This is a genomic window from Xanthomarina sp. F1114 (genome assembly GCF_026410255.1).
Taxonomy (GTDB): Bacteria; Bacteroidota; Bacteroidia; order Flavobacteriales; family Flavobacteriaceae; genus Xanthomarina.
Map to the genome: position 1 here is coordinate 140,588 of NZ_JAPMLL010000001.1, position 19,126 is coordinate 159,713.

The 19,126-nt window shown below is 32.0% G+C and carries 20 protein-coding genes; 9 read left to right on the forward strand and 11 right to left on the reverse strand.

Annotated features, from left to right (window positions below; translation table 11 throughout):
- Nucleotides 1–16: 16 nt before the first annotated feature.
- Both recO and porZ read right to left on the reverse strand, forming a co-directional pair.
- On the reverse strand, nt 17–739 hold the full coding sequence (gene recO / locus OS188_RS00560) for a DNA repair protein RecO (protein WP_267146858.1): 723 nt from the start codon (nt 737–739) through the stop codon (nt 17–19).
- Nucleotides 739–3,090, reverse strand: coding sequence for a type IX secretion system anionic LPS delivery protein PorZ (gene porZ / locus OS188_RS00565; RefSeq protein ID WP_267146859.1), 2,352 nt, complete (start codon nt 3,088–3,090; stop codon nt 739–741). Before porZ ends, recO begins: the two co-directional genes overlap by 1 nt.
- A gap of 540 nt (nt 3,091–3,630) precedes the next feature.
- On the opposite strand from porZ, the gene OS188_RS00570 reads away from it, so the two are divergent.
- Nucleotides 3,631–4,410 (forward strand): THC0290_0291 family protein, encoded by a 780-nt coding sequence (locus OS188_RS00570; RefSeq protein ID WP_267146860.1) that lies wholly within the window; start codon nt 3,631–3,633, stop codon nt 4,408–4,410.
- A 48-nt stretch (nt 4,411–4,458) separates the two neighbouring features.
- Here OS188_RS00570 and OS188_RS00575 read toward each other — a convergent pair whose 3' ends face one another.
- Nucleotides 4,459–5,598 carry a cystathionine gamma-synthase gene (locus OS188_RS00575; RefSeq protein ID WP_267146861.1) on the reverse strand — a complete coding sequence of 380 codons (1,140 nt, stop codon included), beginning with the start codon at nt 5,596–5,598 and terminating at the stop codon, nt 4,459–4,461.
- Nucleotides 5,599–5,764: 166 nt separating this feature from the next.
- Here OS188_RS00575 and OS188_RS00580 point away from each other — a divergent pair, with 166 nt between their 5' ends.
- Nucleotides 5,765–6,481: a DUF3298 and DUF4163 domain-containing protein gene (locus tag OS188_RS00580; RefSeq protein ID WP_267146862.1), complete on the forward strand. Its 717-nt coding sequence runs from the start codon at nt 5,765–5,767 to the stop codon at nt 6,479–6,481.
- Here OS188_RS00580 and OS188_RS00585 read toward each other — a convergent pair.
- Nucleotides 6,476–6,931, reverse strand: coding sequence for a DinB family protein (locus OS188_RS00585; protein ID WP_267146863.1), 456 nt, complete (start codon nt 6,929–6,931; stop codon nt 6,476–6,478). The two genes, OS188_RS00580 and OS188_RS00585, sit on opposite strands and share 6 nt — an antisense overlap.
- Before the next feature lie 108 nt (nt 6,932–7,039).
- On the opposite strand from OS188_RS00585, the gene OS188_RS00590 reads away from it, so the two are divergent.
- Complete coding sequence (locus tag OS188_RS00590; protein ID WP_267146864.1) at nt 7,040–7,393, forward strand: arsenate reductase family protein; 354 nt, start codon at nt 7,040–7,042, stop codon at nt 7,391–7,393.
- Nucleotides 7,386–8,270 (forward strand): DMT family transporter, encoded by an 885-nt coding sequence (locus tag OS188_RS00595; protein WP_267146865.1) that lies wholly within the window; start codon nt 7,386–7,388, stop codon nt 8,268–8,270. The genes OS188_RS00590 and OS188_RS00595 overlap by 8 nt, the downstream gene beginning before the upstream one ends.
- 1 nt (nt 8,271) lies before the next feature.
- Here OS188_RS00595 and OS188_RS00600 read toward each other — a convergent pair whose 3' ends face one another.
- Nucleotides 8,272–8,751: an acyl-CoA thioesterase gene (locus OS188_RS00600; RefSeq protein WP_267146866.1), complete on the reverse strand. Its 480-nt coding sequence runs from the start codon at nt 8,749–8,751 to the stop codon at nt 8,272–8,274.
- Nucleotides 8,752–8,868: 117 nt separating this feature from the next.
- On the opposite strand from OS188_RS00600, the gene OS188_RS00605 reads away from it, so the two are divergent.
- From OS188_RS00605 to OS188_RS00620, 4 genes are all read left to right on the forward strand, one after another.
- Nucleotides 8,869–9,726, forward strand: coding sequence for a YicC/YloC family endoribonuclease (locus tag OS188_RS00605; protein ID WP_267146867.1), 858 nt, complete (start codon nt 8,869–8,871; stop codon nt 9,724–9,726).
- 136 nt (nt 9,727–9,862) lie between these two features.
- Nucleotides 9,863–10,456: a guanylate kinase gene (gmk, locus tag OS188_RS00610; RefSeq protein ID WP_267146868.1), complete on the forward strand. Its 594-nt coding sequence runs from the start codon at nt 9,863–9,865 to the stop codon at nt 10,454–10,456.
- Nucleotides 10,457–10,458: 2 nt separating this feature from the next.
- Nucleotides 10,459–11,037, forward strand: a complete 579-nt coding sequence (gene nadD, locus OS188_RS00615) for a nicotinate (nicotinamide) nucleotide adenylyltransferase (RefSeq protein WP_267146869.1) — start codon at nt 10,459–10,461, stop codon at nt 11,035–11,037.
- An 86-nt stretch (nt 11,038–11,123) separates the two neighbouring features.
- A complete protein-coding gene (locus OS188_RS00620) occupies nt 11,124–12,029 on the forward strand; it encodes a DMT family transporter (protein ID WP_267146870.1) in 906 nt (301 codons plus the stop codon).
- 89 nt (nt 12,030–12,118) lie between these two features.
- On the opposite strand, the gene OS188_RS00625 is transcribed toward OS188_RS00620, so the two are convergent.
- The 3 genes from OS188_RS00625 to OS188_RS00635 form a co-directional block, all read right to left on the reverse strand.
- Nucleotides 12,119–12,991 carry a cupin-like domain-containing protein gene (locus OS188_RS00625; protein ID WP_416236479.1) on the reverse strand — a complete coding sequence of 291 codons (873 nt, stop codon included), beginning with the start codon at nt 12,989–12,991 and terminating at the stop codon, nt 12,119–12,121.
- Nucleotides 12,992–13,266: 275 nt separating this feature from the next.
- Entirely contained in the window at nt 13,267–13,680 is a 414-nt protein-coding gene (locus tag OS188_RS00630) for a putative signal transducing protein (protein ID WP_267146871.1), read from the reverse strand.
- Nucleotides 13,677–14,822, reverse strand: coding sequence for an aminotransferase class I/II-fold pyridoxal phosphate-dependent enzyme (locus tag OS188_RS00635; RefSeq protein WP_267146872.1), 1,146 nt, complete (start codon nt 14,820–14,822; stop codon nt 13,677–13,679). Before OS188_RS00635 ends, OS188_RS00630 begins: the two co-directional genes overlap by 4 nt.
- Nucleotides 14,823–14,906: 84 nt before the next feature.
- Here OS188_RS00635 and OS188_RS00640 point away from each other — a divergent pair, with 84 nt between their 5' ends.
- A complete protein-coding gene (locus tag OS188_RS00640) occupies nt 14,907–16,679 on the forward strand; it encodes a M61 family metallopeptidase (RefSeq protein WP_267146873.1) in 1,773 nt (590 codons plus the stop codon).
- 89 nt (nt 16,680–16,768) lie between these two features.
- Here OS188_RS00640 and OS188_RS00645 read toward each other — a convergent pair whose 3' ends face one another.
- From OS188_RS00645 to OS188_RS00655, 3 genes are all read right to left on the reverse strand, one after another.
- Complete coding sequence (locus tag OS188_RS00645) at nt 16,769–17,263, reverse strand: DUF6646 family protein (protein ID WP_267146874.1); 495 nt, start codon at nt 17,261–17,263, stop codon at nt 16,769–16,771.
- A 144-nt stretch (nt 17,264–17,407) separates the two neighbouring features.
- Nucleotides 17,408–17,905, reverse strand: coding sequence for a peptidoglycan-binding protein LysM (gene lysM / locus OS188_RS00650; protein WP_267146875.1), 498 nt, complete (start codon nt 17,903–17,905; stop codon nt 17,408–17,410).
- A gap of 195 nt (nt 17,906–18,100) precedes the next feature.
- A complete protein-coding gene (locus OS188_RS00655) occupies nt 18,101–19,042 on the reverse strand; it encodes a nicotinic acid mononucleotide adenyltransferase (protein ID WP_267146876.1) in 942 nt (313 codons plus the stop codon).
- Nucleotides 19,043–19,126 lie beyond the last annotated feature (84 nt).

Below are 19,126 nucleotides of genomic sequence, written 5' to 3' on the forward strand. Positions count from 1 at the left end.
ATTAGTTGGGTAAAAGTTATGTATTAAATACTTGATTAAAAATCTGTAAAGATTGAGGTTTTTTAAAACCTTCTAGGTGTAATTCAAAATACAAAAGCATCATTTTTAAAAACGCTTGTCGCTGATTTGAATTGATTTTAATTGCGTTTAACGCATCAAAATTTATGCCTAAAAGCTGCTTGAGAAGGATTAAATTTTCACCTGTAATTGCGTACATATTGGTTTTATCATTCTGAAAAGTTCCTTCTGTTAAATCGAACCAATTTTCATTGTTTGTGGCCATTTCGGGATAAAATCCTAAGTATTTGGTGAGTCTTAATAAAAAAAGAAGATGAAAATTGGCATACTCTGAATTTGTATCTAGCCACTGTAAAGTAGTTTCTAAATAACTGTAAAGATTCTGGTTAACTTCTTCTTCTTTTAAAGTGCTGCTAAGAACCTCAGCTAGAAAAAAAACAATGGAACTCTTTATAACATGAGTCTGTAAACTCGTATACATATAATGAGTTTTAACCTCTTTTACTTCTTGTAAGGATCTGTTATTTTTATGAAAGACAACTAATTGCAGTTGAGATAATAATTGAAAATAGGCTGTTTTAGATTTTCCTTTTTTAGAGCTGGAAACATTTCTCAATATATAGCTAACTACACCATATTTCTGAGTATAGCATTTAACTATTAAATCGTTATCTCTATATTTAATTTTTGATAGAACAATGGCATTTGTAGTTGTTAGCATTATCTGACTACCATTAATTTAATGACTTTCGTTTCAAAAGTTCCTAAATCGGATAACAAAATTAAATACACTCCAGAAGCCACGGTATTATTACCTAAGTTTTTTCCATTCCAATATGCCGTTCCACCATCAATCTCCAAATTATAACCTTTATATCGCGTATTAGTATTAGATTGAGCTTCTGCTACTAGATTTCCTTCAATATCGGTAATCTTGATATTCATATTATCTGTAATGCCCTTAATTTTCACTTTCTTATCCGTCATATTGTAGTTTGGTCTAACGGGATTCGGGTAAATAAAAGCGTTTTCTAAAGTTTCAGCTGTTTGTGAACCCCCAGACCCATAAGACACCAAGCCTTTGTCTGTTGCTATATAAATAACACCATTAGATTGATCTAGTTTGATATCTACAACATTATTAGAAGGCAAAGGCGAATTGTCTTTAGTAAAATGATAAATTGTTTCTTGACCATCTGACGAAAAGTAAAACAGTCCGGAGCTATAAGTTGCCACCCATTTATTATTAGAACCATCAACTTCTATATCTGATACAAAGGTTTGGTATAGAAGTTCTTTTGGAACTCCATCGTCCAAAATAATAATGGATTGAGCTTGTACAGAAGGATCTGTAAAAAAACCAGCTGTATTGTATAACACCCTTAAACCATTAGTGGTTCCCATCCAGATTTGATTTCTTTTATCGATAGCAACTGTAGACACAAAAGGTGTTGGCATATTTTGTTCTTCCCTGTTTATACTTTTTATTTTAACCCCATTGTTATTATTATAACCAATTAGTCCATTAAAATAAGAGCCTATCCATTTGGTTCCATTTTGATCTATTTCAATATCGCTATAACCCCATTCGCCTTCTAAAGGATCTAAGATTAAACTAGTAAAATCAAAACTTTGCCATTGTCCAGAATTAGGATCATAAGATACCAAGGGTTTTGCAACTCGACCTGTCATAGTCCATAAAACACCACTGGAATCGAAAGTAGAAGCACTTACTCTAATACTTTTATAATTTGGATTTGGTGTTACAAGTGATTTCAACCCACTATTACTTTCATCGTATAAAATAGTAGGAATATCGTTATTAACCTCTAATAAGCCGTCAGCAAAAGAACTAATAAAAGCTTGTTGATGATTAAAAGGGTTTACTGCAATTTTATTTAAGTTTTTAGCTCCTAATACACTATCGAATGGCACATTTACCCATGCTTCTTCTGCCGGAAGATGACTAAAACCTCTTTTTCTTACTGGAGCTGGGTCGTATGCTAAAGTATAATCTCCAAAAGTAACCCAGAGATTATTAGCAATGGCTTGAATGGCAAAGGGGCTATTTCTTAGAGGTCCATCTGGGTGAATTTCAGAAAACTCTCCAGGACTAGGGTATTCTGTTTGTAGCAAACCATAATTTTCAGTTCCAATATATATAAATCCCTCTACAAGAGTAGATACTGTAAATTTTGTATTATATGGTTCTGCCACTGGAATGGAAAGAGTTTGCGCAAAATCGCTATTAAAAACATAAGAAGTGTTTTTGGTTGTAATCAAAAGATTATTTTCTCTACTTCTATAATCTAAAACAGTTGATGGTATAGTTGTTTTTAATTCTAAGTTTGTATTGTTTACTTTAAACACTCTTCTATCGGCTCTAATTACATACACATATCCTTCTTCGGTAGATTGAATGCCCACATAATTTCCAGAAGGCACTACAGAAATCCATTCCTGATAATTTATTAAGTTTGGACTATCTACAAGTGCTCTCTTAAAACCTATCTCACTATAGCATGCTGCATAAATAAAGCCATTTGCTATAGTTGTTTGTTTCACCTTTACCTGAGTTCCATTATTTCCAATATAATAAGTGTCTCCAAATTCCAGACGAGACATATCGTATACAGAAATACCATAATCTGTTGATATATAAACAAACTGGTTATATTCTTCAAAGTTATTAATCTGTTTATTTGTTGGAGGAATGGTTGGTTTATCTAAAATATCTACAACAGTAATTATGTTGGTTTCATTATCTAAAGCAACTTCCATTAAACCATTTGTATGGCCAATTAATAACATTTGATAAGCCTCACTATAATGGATAGATGAAATTTCTTCGCCCGAAAGTCCGTTAATAGTTGTTAGGGTTTCAATTTCTGAAGTATTTATATCATACGAAAAAACAGCGTTCTCTGAAGCGACAAAAACCTTACCATTTCCTTGCGAGACATCTTTAACATTAAGATAAGAAAAATAACCTTTCCACTGGGAAGAATAATCCTGAGCTATTAAAGCCATTGGAAAAAGCAAAACAATTATTAAGAAGTTTCTTTTATTCATACTTACTTTTAAACGTTTCAAATATATCTATATATAACGAGTTTTAAACCAAAAACATATATTTTGAATAAAAAAAGCTTTAAGAAAAGGAACTTTCTTTAAAGCAAGTATCACTTTTGCATTTTAAACGACTAATAATAACTCAGATTTATTTGCTTAACTTTCAAGTTATATGACTAAAAAAGGCCTATATTTTAATTTTTATTTGAATAAATTCAAATGTATCATAGAATTTATTTAATTTATCCAATAAATATACACTATCTTTAAAAGTTGTTTGTTATTTTTTAATTTTTCGCAATGCAACTTATAAAATAAATTCATAGATTTATCTAATTAAGAATTAAAACAGAACAGCTTCAAAATATTGAAGTGTTATAAAAAAATATCATTGCCAATAACGATTAATTTTTCATGTACCCCACCCATTTGTAGACCGACAAAATTATCATAGTAGTTTCGTTTTAAATGATTTGTTTGTCGGTTTGCTGTGTTTTTATATATTTGTTTAACAATATGCTCTAATTATCGAATGCTTATATGCGTAATTTGAAACTGTTATCTATATCCTTATTCCTACTTTTAGGAACTCACTTTAGTTTTGCACAACTTGGATTTTCGCATGAAATTGGTGCTATTGTTGGTCCTGTTCAATTTAGGTCGGATTACGGTGTTCGTCAAGATGAAGGCACAAACTTCGGGAATTCTGGATTTGGAATTGGAATTATTCATTACCTCAACTTTTCGTATAGTGCCGAATGTAATTGCTATACCACGGACAGCTATTTTAACGACCACTTTAAACTAAGAACTGAGATTTCTTATAACAAAACCAAACTCGAGCATCATGGAAAATGGGCCGAAGGGAATAAATTAGAAGCACAAAAATTACGAGCCCACACTGGAGAAGCAAATAATTTTGATATAGGAATGCAATTGGAATATTTCCCTTTAAGTATTCGCGATTTTCAAGCTTTTGCCTATCGTTTTGCTCCTTTTGTAAGTTTTGGAATTCATTATACCGCTTATAATCCAAAAGCAGAAACCTCTTATGGGGACCAAAATATTTTAAACGCAGATAACTTCTGGGGAGCTTGGGAACCTGGATCTATAGATCCTTCTCCAGGAAGTACCTGGTCTTTAGTTTCAAGTCTTGGAGTAAGGTATAAGTTGACAGGCGATTCTGATTTAATGATGGATCTAAGACTACAATATTATGGCAGCGATTGGATAGACGGCTTAAACCATCAATTAGATTCCAATAAATATAACGATTGGTTGGTATGGTTGAACTTTGGATATATTTATTATCTGGATTAAACCTTTAGCATAAAAAGTCCAAAAAACTCTTAGTCTTTTTCTTTATTTCTAGTTGATGGCTTGTTTTAAATCAGCAATTAAATCGCTGATATCTTCAATTCCAACACTCAATCTAATTAAGGAGTCCAAAATTCCCATTTTTTCGCGTTCTTCTTTTGGAACACTAACATGAGTCATACTTGCTGGATGACCCGCTAAAGACTCCACGCCTCCAAGAGATTCAGCTAAAGTAAAGATTTTCAGTTTTTCAACAATTTTAATTGCTTCTTCATAATTATTTCCTTTTGTACTAAATGAAACCATACCTCCAAAATCTTTCATTTGCAATTTTGCAACTAAATGGTTTGGATGGTCCTCAAATCCCGGCCAGTAAACCTTTTCAATTTTAGGATGATTTGCAAGGTATTCTGCAACTGCTTTTCCATTTTCGCAATGACGTTGCATTCTAACATGAAGAGTTTTAATTCCTCTTAACACTAAAAAACTATCATGTGGACCACAAATAGCACCGCTAGAATTTTGAATAAAATATAGACTATCTGCCAATTTTTTATCTTTTACAATCAAGCCTCCCATAACTACATCGCTATGTCCACCAAGGTATTTAGTTGCCGAATGCATAACAATATCTGCACCTAAACTTAAAGGTTGTTGTAGATATGGTGTAGCAAAGGTATTATCAACTGCAAGCAATAAATTATGCTTTTTAGCAATTACAGAGCATGCCTTAATATCGATAATACTCATCATGGGGTTGGTTGGTGTCTCCACCCAAAGTAGTTTCGTGTTTTCATTTATATAAGCTTCTATATTACCAATATCTTGCATATTAACAAAGTGAAATTTAATGCCAAATTTCTTATAAATTGAAGTAAATAGTCTGTAAGAACCTCCATATAATTCGTTAGTTGACAGAACTTCATCCCCAGGTTTCAAAAGTTTTAAAACAGCATCTATTGCTGCCAAACCAGATCCAAAAGCCAATCCGTAATTCCCGTTTTCTAAACTGGCAAAAGCACTTTCTAAAGCATTTCTCGTGGGGTTTGCACCTCTAGAATATTCATAACCTTTATGGCCGCCAGGAGTTGATTGTGCGTAAGTTGTAGTTTGATAAATTGGAGGCATAACAGCTCCATAGGCTATATCAGGCTCTTGACCTCCATGTATTGTTTTTGTATTAAATTTCATTTAAATCAGTTTTTAATATTAATAAAAAGATTCTATGTTACAAATTACCAGAAAGTGTCTGATTTTATTCCAAAAAAATAAAAAATTATTGTCACAAAGTAAGCGTTTAATTCGGTGTATTCAAATGCAATAACTACCTTTAACATCATCTAAATTCTTTTGTGCTATGCGCTTTAAAATTTTCTTTTATGTTATTCTATTTTCATTAGTTTCACAAACTTGCAAAGAGGAAAAAACCATTGAGTTTAAAGAAGTTAATAAAACAACTACAACCAACAAACTTGTAGATATTAATATTCCTGAAGCCTCAGGAGATGATACTGTTTCCATAGCCATTAACAATACTGTGAACCAGTTAATTATAAATTCTTTAAACACAAACGAACCAGACGGATCTGCACCTAAAAACATAGAAGAGAGCATAGATTCTTTTAATAAGGAGTTTAATCGTTTTAAGACGGATTTCCCTGATGCTGTTGTAACTTGGGAAGCCCAAATTGATGGCGAAGTTATGTATCAATCGCCTGATATTATTTCCATGGCAATTACTACTTATCTTAATACTGGCGGAGCTCATGGTAATTTAAGCATTTCGTTTTTAAATTTTAATGCCCAAACAGGAAAGCAACTAAAAAATGAAGATTTACTAGAGGATCATCTAGCTTTTATAGAAATAGCTAAAACTTATTTTGACGAAGAAATAGCCGACAAAAAAGAACTATACTTTGAACCTGAAAACTTTAAACTACCTGAGAACATAGGCTTTAGTGAGGAAGGTGTTATCTTACTTTACAATACCTACGAAATAGCTCCTTACTCCTCTGGAATTACCGAAATTCTTATTCCTTGGAACGAACTACAGACTTCTCTAAATTATTTATAAGGACTTTTTTAAGGCCAAAATATAGCCTAAATGTATGCCTTCATGAAAATTGTTAAAATCGATAGCCTCTTCCACTTTAGTTAGAACACTTTTTGTACTAACCGTGTATGCGTTATACGTTTTAAACACGTTGTTTTTATAATCTTCTTTTGTTTTTTCAAGCGTAGAGAACAACAGGTCTTTTATAATTTCTACTTCGGCTTGGGTAACATCTCTTTCCACTTTTGTCCCTTTTCGATACATTTCTACTAAATCATCCGATAAAAGCATTGGCAATCCAGACATATTATAAACCAATAGTTGTTGTGTTACAATGGTGTGAGCCACATTCCAGATTATATTATTACTAAAGCCTTTTGGTACTTTATTAAGTTGTTCTAAACTAAAAGTTTCTAGAAAATTTTTAAAAATGATTCTATTTTTTAATGTAATATCGAAAGCCCATTCCATATTTATAAGTTTTGCTTAAAAATAATTATTTTTCATTAAAAATGGGCGTTATTTGTAGGTAGAAATTTTTTGTTTAATGTATTAAATACTCACTGTAGTGAGCATCTTATGAAAAAAGTTTACTATTTAAAAACTTGTAGCACTTGTTCGCGAATATTAAAAGAATGGGATTTACCTTCAGACTTTGTATTACAAGACATAAAAAATGAAGAGATTACTGTAAAACAATTAGAAGAAATGAAATCTCTTGCAGGTTCTTACGAGGCTCTTTTTAGTAAACGCGCCAAGCTTTATAAAGAAATGGATTTAAAAAATCAATCTTTAAAAGAAGCTGATTATAAGCAGTATATACTTGAACATTACACTTTTTTGAGTCGTCCAGTTCTTCTTTTTAACAATCAAATATTTATTGGAAACTCTAAAAAAGTAACACAACAAGCCAAAGAAGCTATACATGGATAAAACCAGGCTTCTAGCAATTCTTGCTGTAATTATGGTTCATGTTATTTATGGACTTACCTTTACATTTGCCAACGATGTTTTAGCAGAAGGTTATGTAAAACCTTATGGATTTCTAGTTATACGTGTAGTAGGAGCCGCTCTTTTATTTTGGGTTTTTAGCTTATTTACCCCCAAACAACGCATAGAGCCCAAAGATTATATTACTATTTTCTTTGCATCTGTTTTTGGATTAGGCCTAAATTTTCTTACATTTTTTAAAGGCTTAGAATTTACAACACCTATTCATGCCTCTGTAATTATGACGGTCGTTCCTATTGTGGTTCTTGTCTTATCTGCAGTCTATTTAAAAGAGAGAGTTTCAGGACTAAAAATTATTGGTATTCTACTTGGTTTTTCTGGAGCTATTGTGCTTACACTTTATGGAAAATCGCCACACCCAACAGATCATATTCTCTTGGGTAACCTTTTAATTTTTATAAATGCCGTTTCTTACAGTATTTATCTAATTATTATAAAAAAATTAACCAATAAATACCATCCTTTCACTTTTATAAGGTGGTTGTTTCTATTTGGTTCCATTTTGGTAATACCTTTCGGTTTTAACGAGTTTTCACAAGTAGAATGGACAAGCTTTACTCCTTATATCACATTTTCGGTTTTATTTGTTGTAGTTGGCGCCACTTTTGGAACTTATCTCTTAAACCCAATAGCTTTAAGACATTTAAAAGCTTCTACCGTTAGTACTTTTTTATATATACAACCAGTAATTGCCAGTGTTTTTGCGCTTTTTATGGGCAGTGATTCTATAGATTTGGTTAAAATAATTGCCGCAATTCTAATTTTTGCAGGAGTTTATTTAGTTACAAAGAAGGCCTAAACTACATATCTAAATGTACCGGTTTTTTCCCAGAAACTCTTGTGTCTTCTTTAGTTAGGGTTTTGTAGTTTTTTGTTTTAGGAAAGGTGTTTTCCTTTTCTAATAATAATTCTGGAAGCTCAGTTAGTTTTCGTGTAGACAGGTCAATCCAAGCGCCAAACATATCGCAGCTAGCAATATTTTCGCCTTTATGATTATAAAAGTTATGTTCAAATTTAAAAAACATGCCGTCTTCGCTCAAACCAGAAACCTCTAAACTTACTGTTAACGGCTGTCCCATAAAAACTTCTTTAAAATAATACATGTGTTCATAAAAAACTACAGGTCCTAAATTATATTCAGACAGCGTTTTCATATTAAAACCATTTTCAATTAAAAACGCCATTCTAGTGTGGCTCATAAAATTGGTATAGGCACTATTTGCTAGGTGTCTATTAGCATCTACATCACTCCATCTAATTTCAAATTGTTTTGTATACATCTTATATTCAATTTTTAAAAAAGCAAACTTACAGAATTTTGTTATGCATGTATAATTAAAAATCTATTTTCTAAGCCCTTAGTTTTACCTACCTTTGTGCAACTTTATAAAAGAGATATGATACACTCCATGACTGGTTACGGCAAATCGATATTGCAATTACCAACTAAGAAAATTACTATTGAAGTAAAATCGCTTAACAGTAAAAACCTAGATTTGAATGCCAGAATGCCCTCTATTTATAGAGATAAAGAGCTGTCTTTACGAAAACTTATTGGTAAAGAACTTGAGCGTGGAAAGATAGATTTCTCATTATATGTAGAAATGACAGGAGAAGAAAGCTCGACTCAACTAAATAAGACTGTTGTAAAGCAATACATAAAACAGTTAAGAGACATTGTTGATGGAGACGAAACTGAGCTATTAAAAATGGCCGTGCGTTTTCCGGACACTTTAAATACAGAGCGTGAGGATATAGATGAAGATGAATGGGAAGCTATTCTAAGTGAAGTAAAAGTTGCCCTAAAAAATATAGGAATTTATAGACTAGACGAAGGAAAAGCACTGGAAACAGATTTCAAGATTCGACTAAGCAATATTGAAAGTTTATTAAACCAGGTTATTGCCATGGATCCAGAACGTATTGAAGGCGTTCGCGAGCGTTTGCGCAAAGGTGTTGAAGAGTTAAAAGAGAAAGTAGACGAAAATAGATTTGAGCAAGAATTGGTTTATTATATCGAGAAATTTGATATCACCGAAGAAAAAGTACGCTTAAAAAACCATTTAGATTATTTTAATTCCGCTTTAGACTCGGCAGATTCTAATGGAAAAAAATTAGGCTTTATAGCTCAAGAAATTGGTAGAGAAGTTAATACCATAGGATCCAAAAGTAATTATGCTCCTATGCAACAACTTGTGGTACAAATGAAAGATGAATTAGAAAAAATTAAGGAACAACTTTTAAATGTACTTTAACTAGTACTCGTTTTTTGGGGACAGAAAGTGGTGTTTAGTAAATAACATCGCCCTTATTAAAAACAGTATATCTGTCTAAATAAAACAATTATAACAAACGTGCGTGCTTTTTAGTACGATAGCTAAAAATATATTTGTGACAAACAAAAATTCAAATAAAGGAAAACTCATTGTGTTCTCGGCACCTTCCGGCTCTGGAAAAACAACAATAGTTAGACACCTTTTAAATCAAGAAGCATTAAACTTAGAATTTTCTATTTCTGCTACTTCCAGAGAAAAAAGAGGTACAGAAATCAACAAAAAAGACTATTATTTTTTGTCTGCCTCAGAATTTAAAAACAAAATAAAAAACGATGAATTCTTAGAATGGGAAGAAGTATATCGTGATAATTTTTATGGAACTCTAAAAACAGAAGTAGAACGAATTTGGGCTCAAGGCAAACATGTTATTTTTGATATAGATGTATCTGGAGGTTTACGTATTAAGCGAAAATTTCCAGAAGAAACCTTGGCTATTTTTGTAAAACCTCCAAGTATAGACGAACTTAAAATAAGACTAAAAAAACGCGAAACGGAAACTTCAGATAAAATTAATATGCGAATAGCTAAAGCATCTGCCGAGCTTGCAACCGCGCCTCTATTTGATGTAATTATAGAAAATGACAATCTAGACAAAGCGCTTCATGAGGCAGAAAATTTAGTAGCTAATTTTGTAAACAAAACACATTAAAAATGAAAGTAGGACTGTTTTTTGGTTCTTTTAACCCCATTCATATTGGGCATCTTATCATTGCAAATCATATGGTAGAGCACAGCGATTTAGATAAAATCTGGTTCGTTGTTACGCCACACAATCCGTTTAAAAAGAAAAGTACTTTACTAGACAATTATCAGCGTTTAGAAATGGTATATCGAGCTACTAAAGATTATGACAATTTAGACCCAAGCAATATAGAGTTCAATTTACCTCAGCCTAATTACACCATAAACACTTTAGTGTATTTAGAAGAAAAATATCCAACTTACGAGTTTAGTTTAATTATGGGGGAAGACAATCTTAAAAGTTTTCACAAGTGGAAAAACTACGAACTTATTTTGGAGAGTCATGATATTTATACCTATCCACGTATCTCTAAAGGCAGCATTGAAACACAGTTTCATGGTCATAAAAGAATACATCATGTCCAGGCACCAATCATGGAAATTTCATCTACATTTATCAGAAAATCTATAAAAGCCGATAAAAACGTGAGGCCTATGTTACCTGAAGCCGTTTGGAAATATATAGATGAAATGAGCTTTTATAGGTAATTTCACCTTAGCATAACAATAGAATATCTGCTCTTATCTTTCTAAAAACAAGATAGCCTAATTAGTCCCTATCCCATTATATACAGATGAAGCAAATCTTGCACAATAAATATGTTCTCCTCCTCATAATTTCTCTTACCTGGGGTTCGTCTTTTATACTTATAAAAAAGACATTACCAGTTTTCGATCCTTATCAAATTGGGGCATTTCGAGCGGGACTTTCAGGACTTATTTTAGCTTTTATAGGTTTCCCTGCCATGCGTAAAATGACAAAGAAAGATATTTTCTGGATTGCTTTATCCGGATTATTTGGTAATTTTTTAGTGGTTTTTATTTTTCCATTTGCACAACGGGAAGTAAGTAGCTCCTTGGCAGGAATTATCAACGCATTAGATCCTATTTTTACCTTAATTTTAGGGGTGCTACTTTTCGGGATTAGAAGTAAACCCATTCAGTACTTTGGTGCTGTAATTGGTTTTTTAGGAGCTCTGATTCTGGTATATACCTCGGGTTCAGAAAGCAGTGAGAGTCATTACTTTTATATATTATTATTAGTCATTGGATCTGCCCTTTACGCAGTTTCGGCACTTATTGTCGAGAAGAAACTGAAACATATAAAAACAACAGAATTAACGAGTTCCATTTATACTATCTGGATGATTCCGTCACTTATAATATTAGGGTTTTCTGGTTTCTTTACAAATATTGATTATTCCCAATCAGCAACCATGGAGTCTTTGGGGGCTTTAGTTTTCTTAACCGTTGTTAGTACAACCCTGGTTATGTTTCTGTTTTTTAAACTTGTTCAAGATACTTCGGCAGTTTTTGTTAGTACCGTTTCGCTTTTAATTCCAGTTATTGCAGTTTTTTGGGGGATTTTAGATGGTGAAAAATTTACTATTTGGTATGCTCTTGGAGGAACTTTAGTTATTATAGGCGTCTATTTTATTCGAGATAAGAAAAAAGAGAAACCATTAGAGGAAACTAAATAATAAATTAATATTGAGAAAATATAAAACTTATATTACTCAATCATAGTTTGAGGAAATCTAGTTGAAATAGATCTTTTTGGGGCTAGTTTTTATTGAAAATTATTTTGTTTCGAAGTTCTTAAAACAGCTTGTTCATTTTTCCAATCAATCCATTTCTGACCTTTTATTCGTCTCATAATATTATCAAAATATCTCATGATAAAAATATTATAGACTGCTTTCCCTAAATTGGCAGGATTTCTTGGAATGGCTCTTAAACTCATAGAGAAACCCGTAGTTTTATATTTCATATAATGCCAATAACCTTCTGGCATATAAAGAATTTCACCCCGATTTAACTGAGTTTTAAAACCTTTCGCTTGTTTTAAGGCTGGCCATTTCTCCAAATCAGGATTTGAAAAATCAATATCTTCCCGGGTAATTAACGAATGAGGAACTTTATATAAGTACTTATTTTGCTTTTGATCGAAGAGAATAATTTCTTTTTCACCATAAAAATGAATATGAAAAATATTGGCTAAATCAATATCATAATGCATAAAAGTATATGAATCTTCACCCCCAAAAAACAACATAGGAAGTTTTTTTAAGAGTTTTAAACCAAAATCCGGGTATTTAAAATCCCTTTGTAGTTCTGGGACTTCCTTTAATATATTCCAAAGAAAAATTCGATATTTTGTGGGTTCGCTTTTAAGTAAATCTATGTATTCACCTAGACTCATTTTAGCATGAGGCTGGTTAAATTCATCATCACAAGATACAGGTCTGTCATCATAAAGTGAGACTACTTTGTCTCCTGCCAACTCATTAAAATAATCTAAATTCCATTTTTTAAATGCTGGCCAATCTTCAATATAATGCTCGATAACCACAGGTTTTTGTGGTTTAAAATAGTGTTTTATAAAATCTTCTTTAGAGATAGATTTAACACGTGGAATGTCTTGTAGATTTAGTTCCAACATTTAGTATTTAAGTGATTAAATAATAATTTTAAAGCTAGTTTACAGTGTTAGATGCTCTTTTAATAAAGTACTTAAGCTCAATTTAAGCTTTGACCTAACTCAAAAATAACATGTTTTATATTAAAAAGGTATCAAATAATTTACAAATACGGGCTCTTTAAAAGTAAATATAACTAAAACGTTATAAGAATGGAAGCAGCTTTTACAAAAATGTTCTTGTTCATCTTATATCTTTTAGTTAATTTCTTGTATTTCAAAACTTGCTAATGAAAATCTTATTTTAAATCGAATTCTGTGTGACAAGTTTCACATCTATATTTATGTCTGGTATAAAACGGAAGTGAGGAAAACATGACTCCAAAAACAAACCATATTAATGATTTAGCATCCTTTATAGTAGAAAAAAGTTCAATTTTTTCACTTTTACAGGAAGGACAGAATATTGAGTTTCCTTCGTCGTCTAAAGAGTATTTATTAATGGAATTTAAAATTTCTATAGCTTCTTCACTTTGACTAGAAAGCACTTTTAACTTAACACCTCCAATGGCATTACTTATTAGTGGATCTGTATCTATAGTTAGATTATCTGAAAGAAAAACTTCGATTCCGTCTGCTTCCAAACGACCTTTTATAATTTGGGCTTCGGAAGAATACTGAAATTTAGCAATGGTTTTAAAAGTATCTTTCATATATCTATAAGGGTGGCTAATAATTGAACAACATCTTTTATTTCCGTTTCCGAATTAAAACTGTGTAAGCAAAAACGCAGACGTTCTTGGCCTTCAGAAACAGTAGGATAAAAAATAGGGTTTACATTATAGCCTTTTTTTAAAAGCTGATTGGAAACACCTTTTACATTTTCATTTCCAAGAATAAGACAGGATTGAATGGCTGAATCGCTTTCAATAAAATAAGATTTTAGCTTGTTTTTAAAGACCTCTTTTTTAAATAAAGCGATGTTTTCATGTAATTTTGAAATTTCATGTGTTTTGGGTAATTCAATATACACAGACTTTAAAGTCATTAAAGTATGCGGTGGAAGTGCTGTTGTATAAATAAATGATCGTGCAAAATTAATTAAATATTGACTTAGCTCGTTGCTTCCTAAAATAGCTGATCCATGACTTCCTAGAGCTTTTCCAAAGGTTATTATTCTTGCAAAAACCTTGCTTTCCAATTCGAGTTCTTGAACCAAACCAACTCCGTTATTTACATAAACTCCAATAGCATGAGCCTCGTCCACAATTAAATAAAAATGATACTTGTTGCTAAGAGCAACTAATTGTTTTAAGTCTGGGGAGTTTCCGTCCATAGAAAACACAGATTCAGTAACCACATATATCTCTGCGTCGGGGAAGTTTTTATTATATCTCTCCAGCTTATTTTTTAAATCGTCTAAATTATTATGGTCAAATTTATAAGCTTTTGCATGGCTCATAATAATGCCATCTCTTATGGAAGCGTGAATATACTCGTCGAACAGAATAATGTCTCCACGTTGAGGCACTGAGGAGAACAGACCCAAATTGGCATCGTAACCCGAATTAAAAATTAGGGCAGATTCCGAATGATGAAACTCGCACAAGGTCTCTTCAACTTCTTGATACAGCTGATAGTTTCCAGATAACAATCGAGAACCTGTGGCTCCATTTCTAGATAAACTGTAATTTTCTAAATAGTGATGCGTCATATCGAAAATTTCTTTCGACCTTGAAAAGCCGAGATAATCGTTAGACGAAAAATCTATCAGATTATGCTCAATGCACAATTCACGTAAAGTATTTTTAGCTTTTCGCTGATTTATTTTTTCTTGAAGTTTTTTAGGAATCATATAGTCAAATATACAAAAGTGCTATAAGCAGTTCTAACTTTAGAAGTAAAAAACATTGTATCTTAGAGCCTTAAATTTATATTCATGCAAAAATTACAATTTGGCTTTTTAGCTTTTATTTTTTCAATGCTTGTAAATGCTCAAGTGTCTTCAAGTTATCTCATTTCATTTGAAAACGCTGTGCACCACGAGGCAAATGTTCGAGCTAGTTTTACAGATTTAAAATCTGAAAATATAGAGATTAGAATAGCCCGATCGTCTCCTGGACGTTATGCCCTACATGAGTTTGCTAAAAATGTTTACAACGTTAAGGTAACTGATAGCAAAGGAAATGAATTAGAGATAACCCGTACAAACCCATATTCCTGGAATGTTTCTGGACATGATGGGGCTATAAATGTAAGTTATACCTTGTTTGCAAATCGTGGCGATGGTACGTATGCACAGGTTGATGAAACCCATGCTCACCTAAATATTCCGGCTATTTTTATGTATATTCCCGAATTATCCGAAAATGAAATTAAAGTAACCTTTAATGTTCGTGAAGACCTAAATTGGAAAGTGGCCACACAATTAAAACATGTTGAAGGAAATACATACTACGCTAAAAACTATCAATATTTTATGGATAGTCCAACTGAAATTGCCAATTTTAGAACCCGATCTTTTAAGCTAGATGGACAAACCATAAAATTAGTGCTTCATGACGATGCTGCTTCAGATAAAGATTTAGATAAGTATTTTGAAAATGTTAAGAAAGTTGTGCTTCAGCAAAAAGCTGTTTTTGGCGAATTGCCTGCTTTCGATTATAACGAATACACCTTCTTAGCCTGTTATATGCCAAACGCAAGTCGCGACGGTATGGAACATAGAAATTCTACCTATGTAACTAATACACGTAGTTTGGCAGATGGCGGAATTGAACAGAATATTGGAACTGTATCTCATGAGTTTTTCCATATTTGGAATGTAGAACGTATTCGTCCAAAAAGCTTAGAGCCATTTAGGTTTGAAGAAGCTAATATGAGTGGGGAATTGTGGTTTGCTGAAGGTTTTACAAGTTATTATGACGATTTAACCTTATGTCGTGCTGGTATAACCTCTCAAGAAAACTACCTAACCGGATTAACAAGAACCTTTAATTATGTATGGAATTCTCCAGGGCGCGATTATTTTAACCCGATAGGAATGAGCTACCAAGCTCCTTTTGTAGATGCCGCTAAATCTGTAGATGAAACCAATAGAGAAAATACCTTTATTTCTTATTATTCTTACGGGAGTATGTTAGGCTTGGCTTTAGATTTGTCTTTAAGAGATAAAGGCCTAAATCTAGATGATTTTATGAAATTAGTTTGGAAAAAATATGGCAAAACAGAAATTAGCTATACTTTAGAAAACATAAATGAAACCTTAAATACCTATGCTGGAACCGATTTTGGGAATAATTTCTTTAACAGTTATATTTATAAAAGTGGCATGCCAGACTTGAAACAGTTGTTTGAAACAGTTGGTGTTAATTTAAGTCAAGATCTTTCTAAAGTAGCTTTTGGAGCTTTTGTTAGACATGGAAAGTTAATGAGTAACCCTACAGTTGGTTCTACTGCCTATAAATCAGGGTTTCAAAAAGGAGACAAACTTTTAAAGGTAGGGACTACCCAACTTACTGATAATTCAGATTTAAACAAGATTCTAAATTCTTATAAGGTAAACGATCAAGTTGAAGTTAGTTTTGAACGTTTTGGAAAAACAAATTCTACAACCTTATCTCTCCAAGCAGATACCAATTACACCATTTCTTTAATGGAGACAGATAAAAAACAGGAAACCAACAGAGAAAACTGGTTGGGAGAGAAATAATAAGCAAAATAAAAAAGCCTTAGAAGCTAATTTTGACTTCTAAGGCTTTTTTTTATATAAAGTTATAAGCTCTTAATACTACTTGTGTATTAATTTAAATTAAAAACAGCACCTACGTTAAAAGTAAACTGATTATTAATTTTTTCTGCATAACTTAAGTGATCATTGTTGTATTTAGCAATAGGAAACGCAGCTTCGGTAAATAATCCAAACCCTTCAGAAAAGAAATATCTAGCTCCAACATGGCCACCAAAATTCTTTAAACTAAAGTTAATACCAGGATATAAATCGAAATTTTCACTAATATTTAAAACGTTTCCAATATTAGCATTGAAGCGCGCTTTAATATCAAATCTGTCGTCAAATTTAGCATCTGTAACACTAGCAACTCCTAAAGCATAAGATGAAGCAACTCCTATAGAGAAATTCTCTCCTAAACCATAGTCGTAACTCATATACAATCCAGTAGCGTGTTCTTGAAAACTAGCACCAATTTGCATTTTATTATCTCCTTTACCTGTAAAAGCTTGTGCATTTACTAGATATCCAGTAAGCAGGCAAGCGATAATCATTACATTTTTCATAATTTTTGAATTAATTTTTTTGTTAATTGAGGTTGCAAAGATAAGATTTACTTTTTAAAGTTATTCCTACAAAGACTACAATTAGTGCATAAAAAAAACGTCAACTTCTTATAGCTGACGTTTTTAATTCTAATCTAAAGTTTTCTATCCTAAAACAGGAATACGTAAAACTTGTCCTGGGTATATTAGATCTGGATCTTTAAGCATTGGTTTATTAGCTTCAAAAATTGCTGGATATTTCATGGCATTTCCATAATATTTTTTTGCAATCTTCCCTAAGGTATCTCCACTAACTACTGTATGAAATTGAGCTTCTGGTTCTGGGTTTTCAACCGTCATTTGATCGTCTACAACAGCAATTCCATTAGAATTTCCTACTACTAAAACCACTTTTTCTTTGGTTGCTTGATCATAAGCTGCTCCAGAAATAGTTGCTTTATCGTCTACAATATGAATGTTTAAATTCTCTACTTTAAGGTCTAAATCGTTAACAGTTTCCGATAAATTGTTTGCAGCAGCAGTTTCTGCATTTAATTTAGCCGCTTTTGCATCTGCTGCTTTCTCGGCAGCTTCTTCTGCACTAGTTTTTCCAATTCCAAAAACCTTTGCTCCTGCATCTTTAATAAATGAAAATAATCCCATAATTTGTTAATTTTATTTGTTTTGTATTAATTATCTAAAGTTCAAAAAAATCTTTTTAAAAACCTATTTATTCTAAGAATAAACCTAAGAAAAAATGTTATGCTCAGTAAGTTTAAGTCATTAAAAAAAAGAAACTGCTTAGTTTTCTAAATAATCAAAAGCAGTTTCTTCTTTAATTAATCTACCTACTCCATTCTATTTTTCTAATCTAGAATTTTCTCTAGGATTTTCTTTTCTTTCTCCTTTAAACTTACGGAGTTTAGGAGTTTCTGTTTGCTTTCCTTCGGCATTTCTCATATATTGAATATAGCCTCTTCCCGCAAATTCATAAGTTGTACCAGAAGCATTGTGATACAGTCTAATTAGTGCATCATTAATAACACGTAATTCAAAAAATTCGGTTCCGTAGTAATCGTAATTCAAACTTAGAGTTTTTAAATACATATTATTTGGAATGTTATTTACACCATAAATTCCAGTATAATCCCAGTAAATATTCTCTGGATTGACAATTCCATAATCTTGCGAGCTTCTAAATTCCGAATCGTTACCTCCGGCTAAGAATTGTAAGTAATTCTCATTATCAAAATCGTTAATATTCCCTGTTTGACTGGTATAGGTTTTTTCCCAAGCCTCATATTCTTGCAAGAAGTAATGAATATTATCGTAGAACACCAGGTCGTAATCGAAATTAGCACGTTGATATCCTTTTAAAAAATAAGAAGTATCGTTATATGGATCGTACAATTCTATGGTATTGGTGTTTATTTGATAAACATCAAAGGTATTAAACCCGTCTATTACATGATTTACATCTAGAATAGTTCCATAAGCATTGTAATTACCTACTGGTATTCCAAATCCGTTTCCCTGACTTCCAATACCAACTAAATTATTATTGGCCCAAAGTGTCCCATTTCTAAAGGATATGGTAAAAGCAATTTCTAAAAATGGCACCTGTCCGTATCCTATAGTTTGGTTAATATCTACGTACCATAACTCGTAAGAATTAAGTAGTTGATTTAAAGAAATAGAAGGTTGAGGATTATGATTATCTATAAACACATCGTCGGTATAACAAGATGTGAATAGCGTTGCTATTAGAGCAAATCCGAAAAGTAGTTTTATAGTTTTCATAAGCCTTTGTTTTAAAGTTATTATGATAATGAATTCAAAACACGTGCCAAAATTTTTAAGGCTTTCATTTTAAACAAGTCGAAA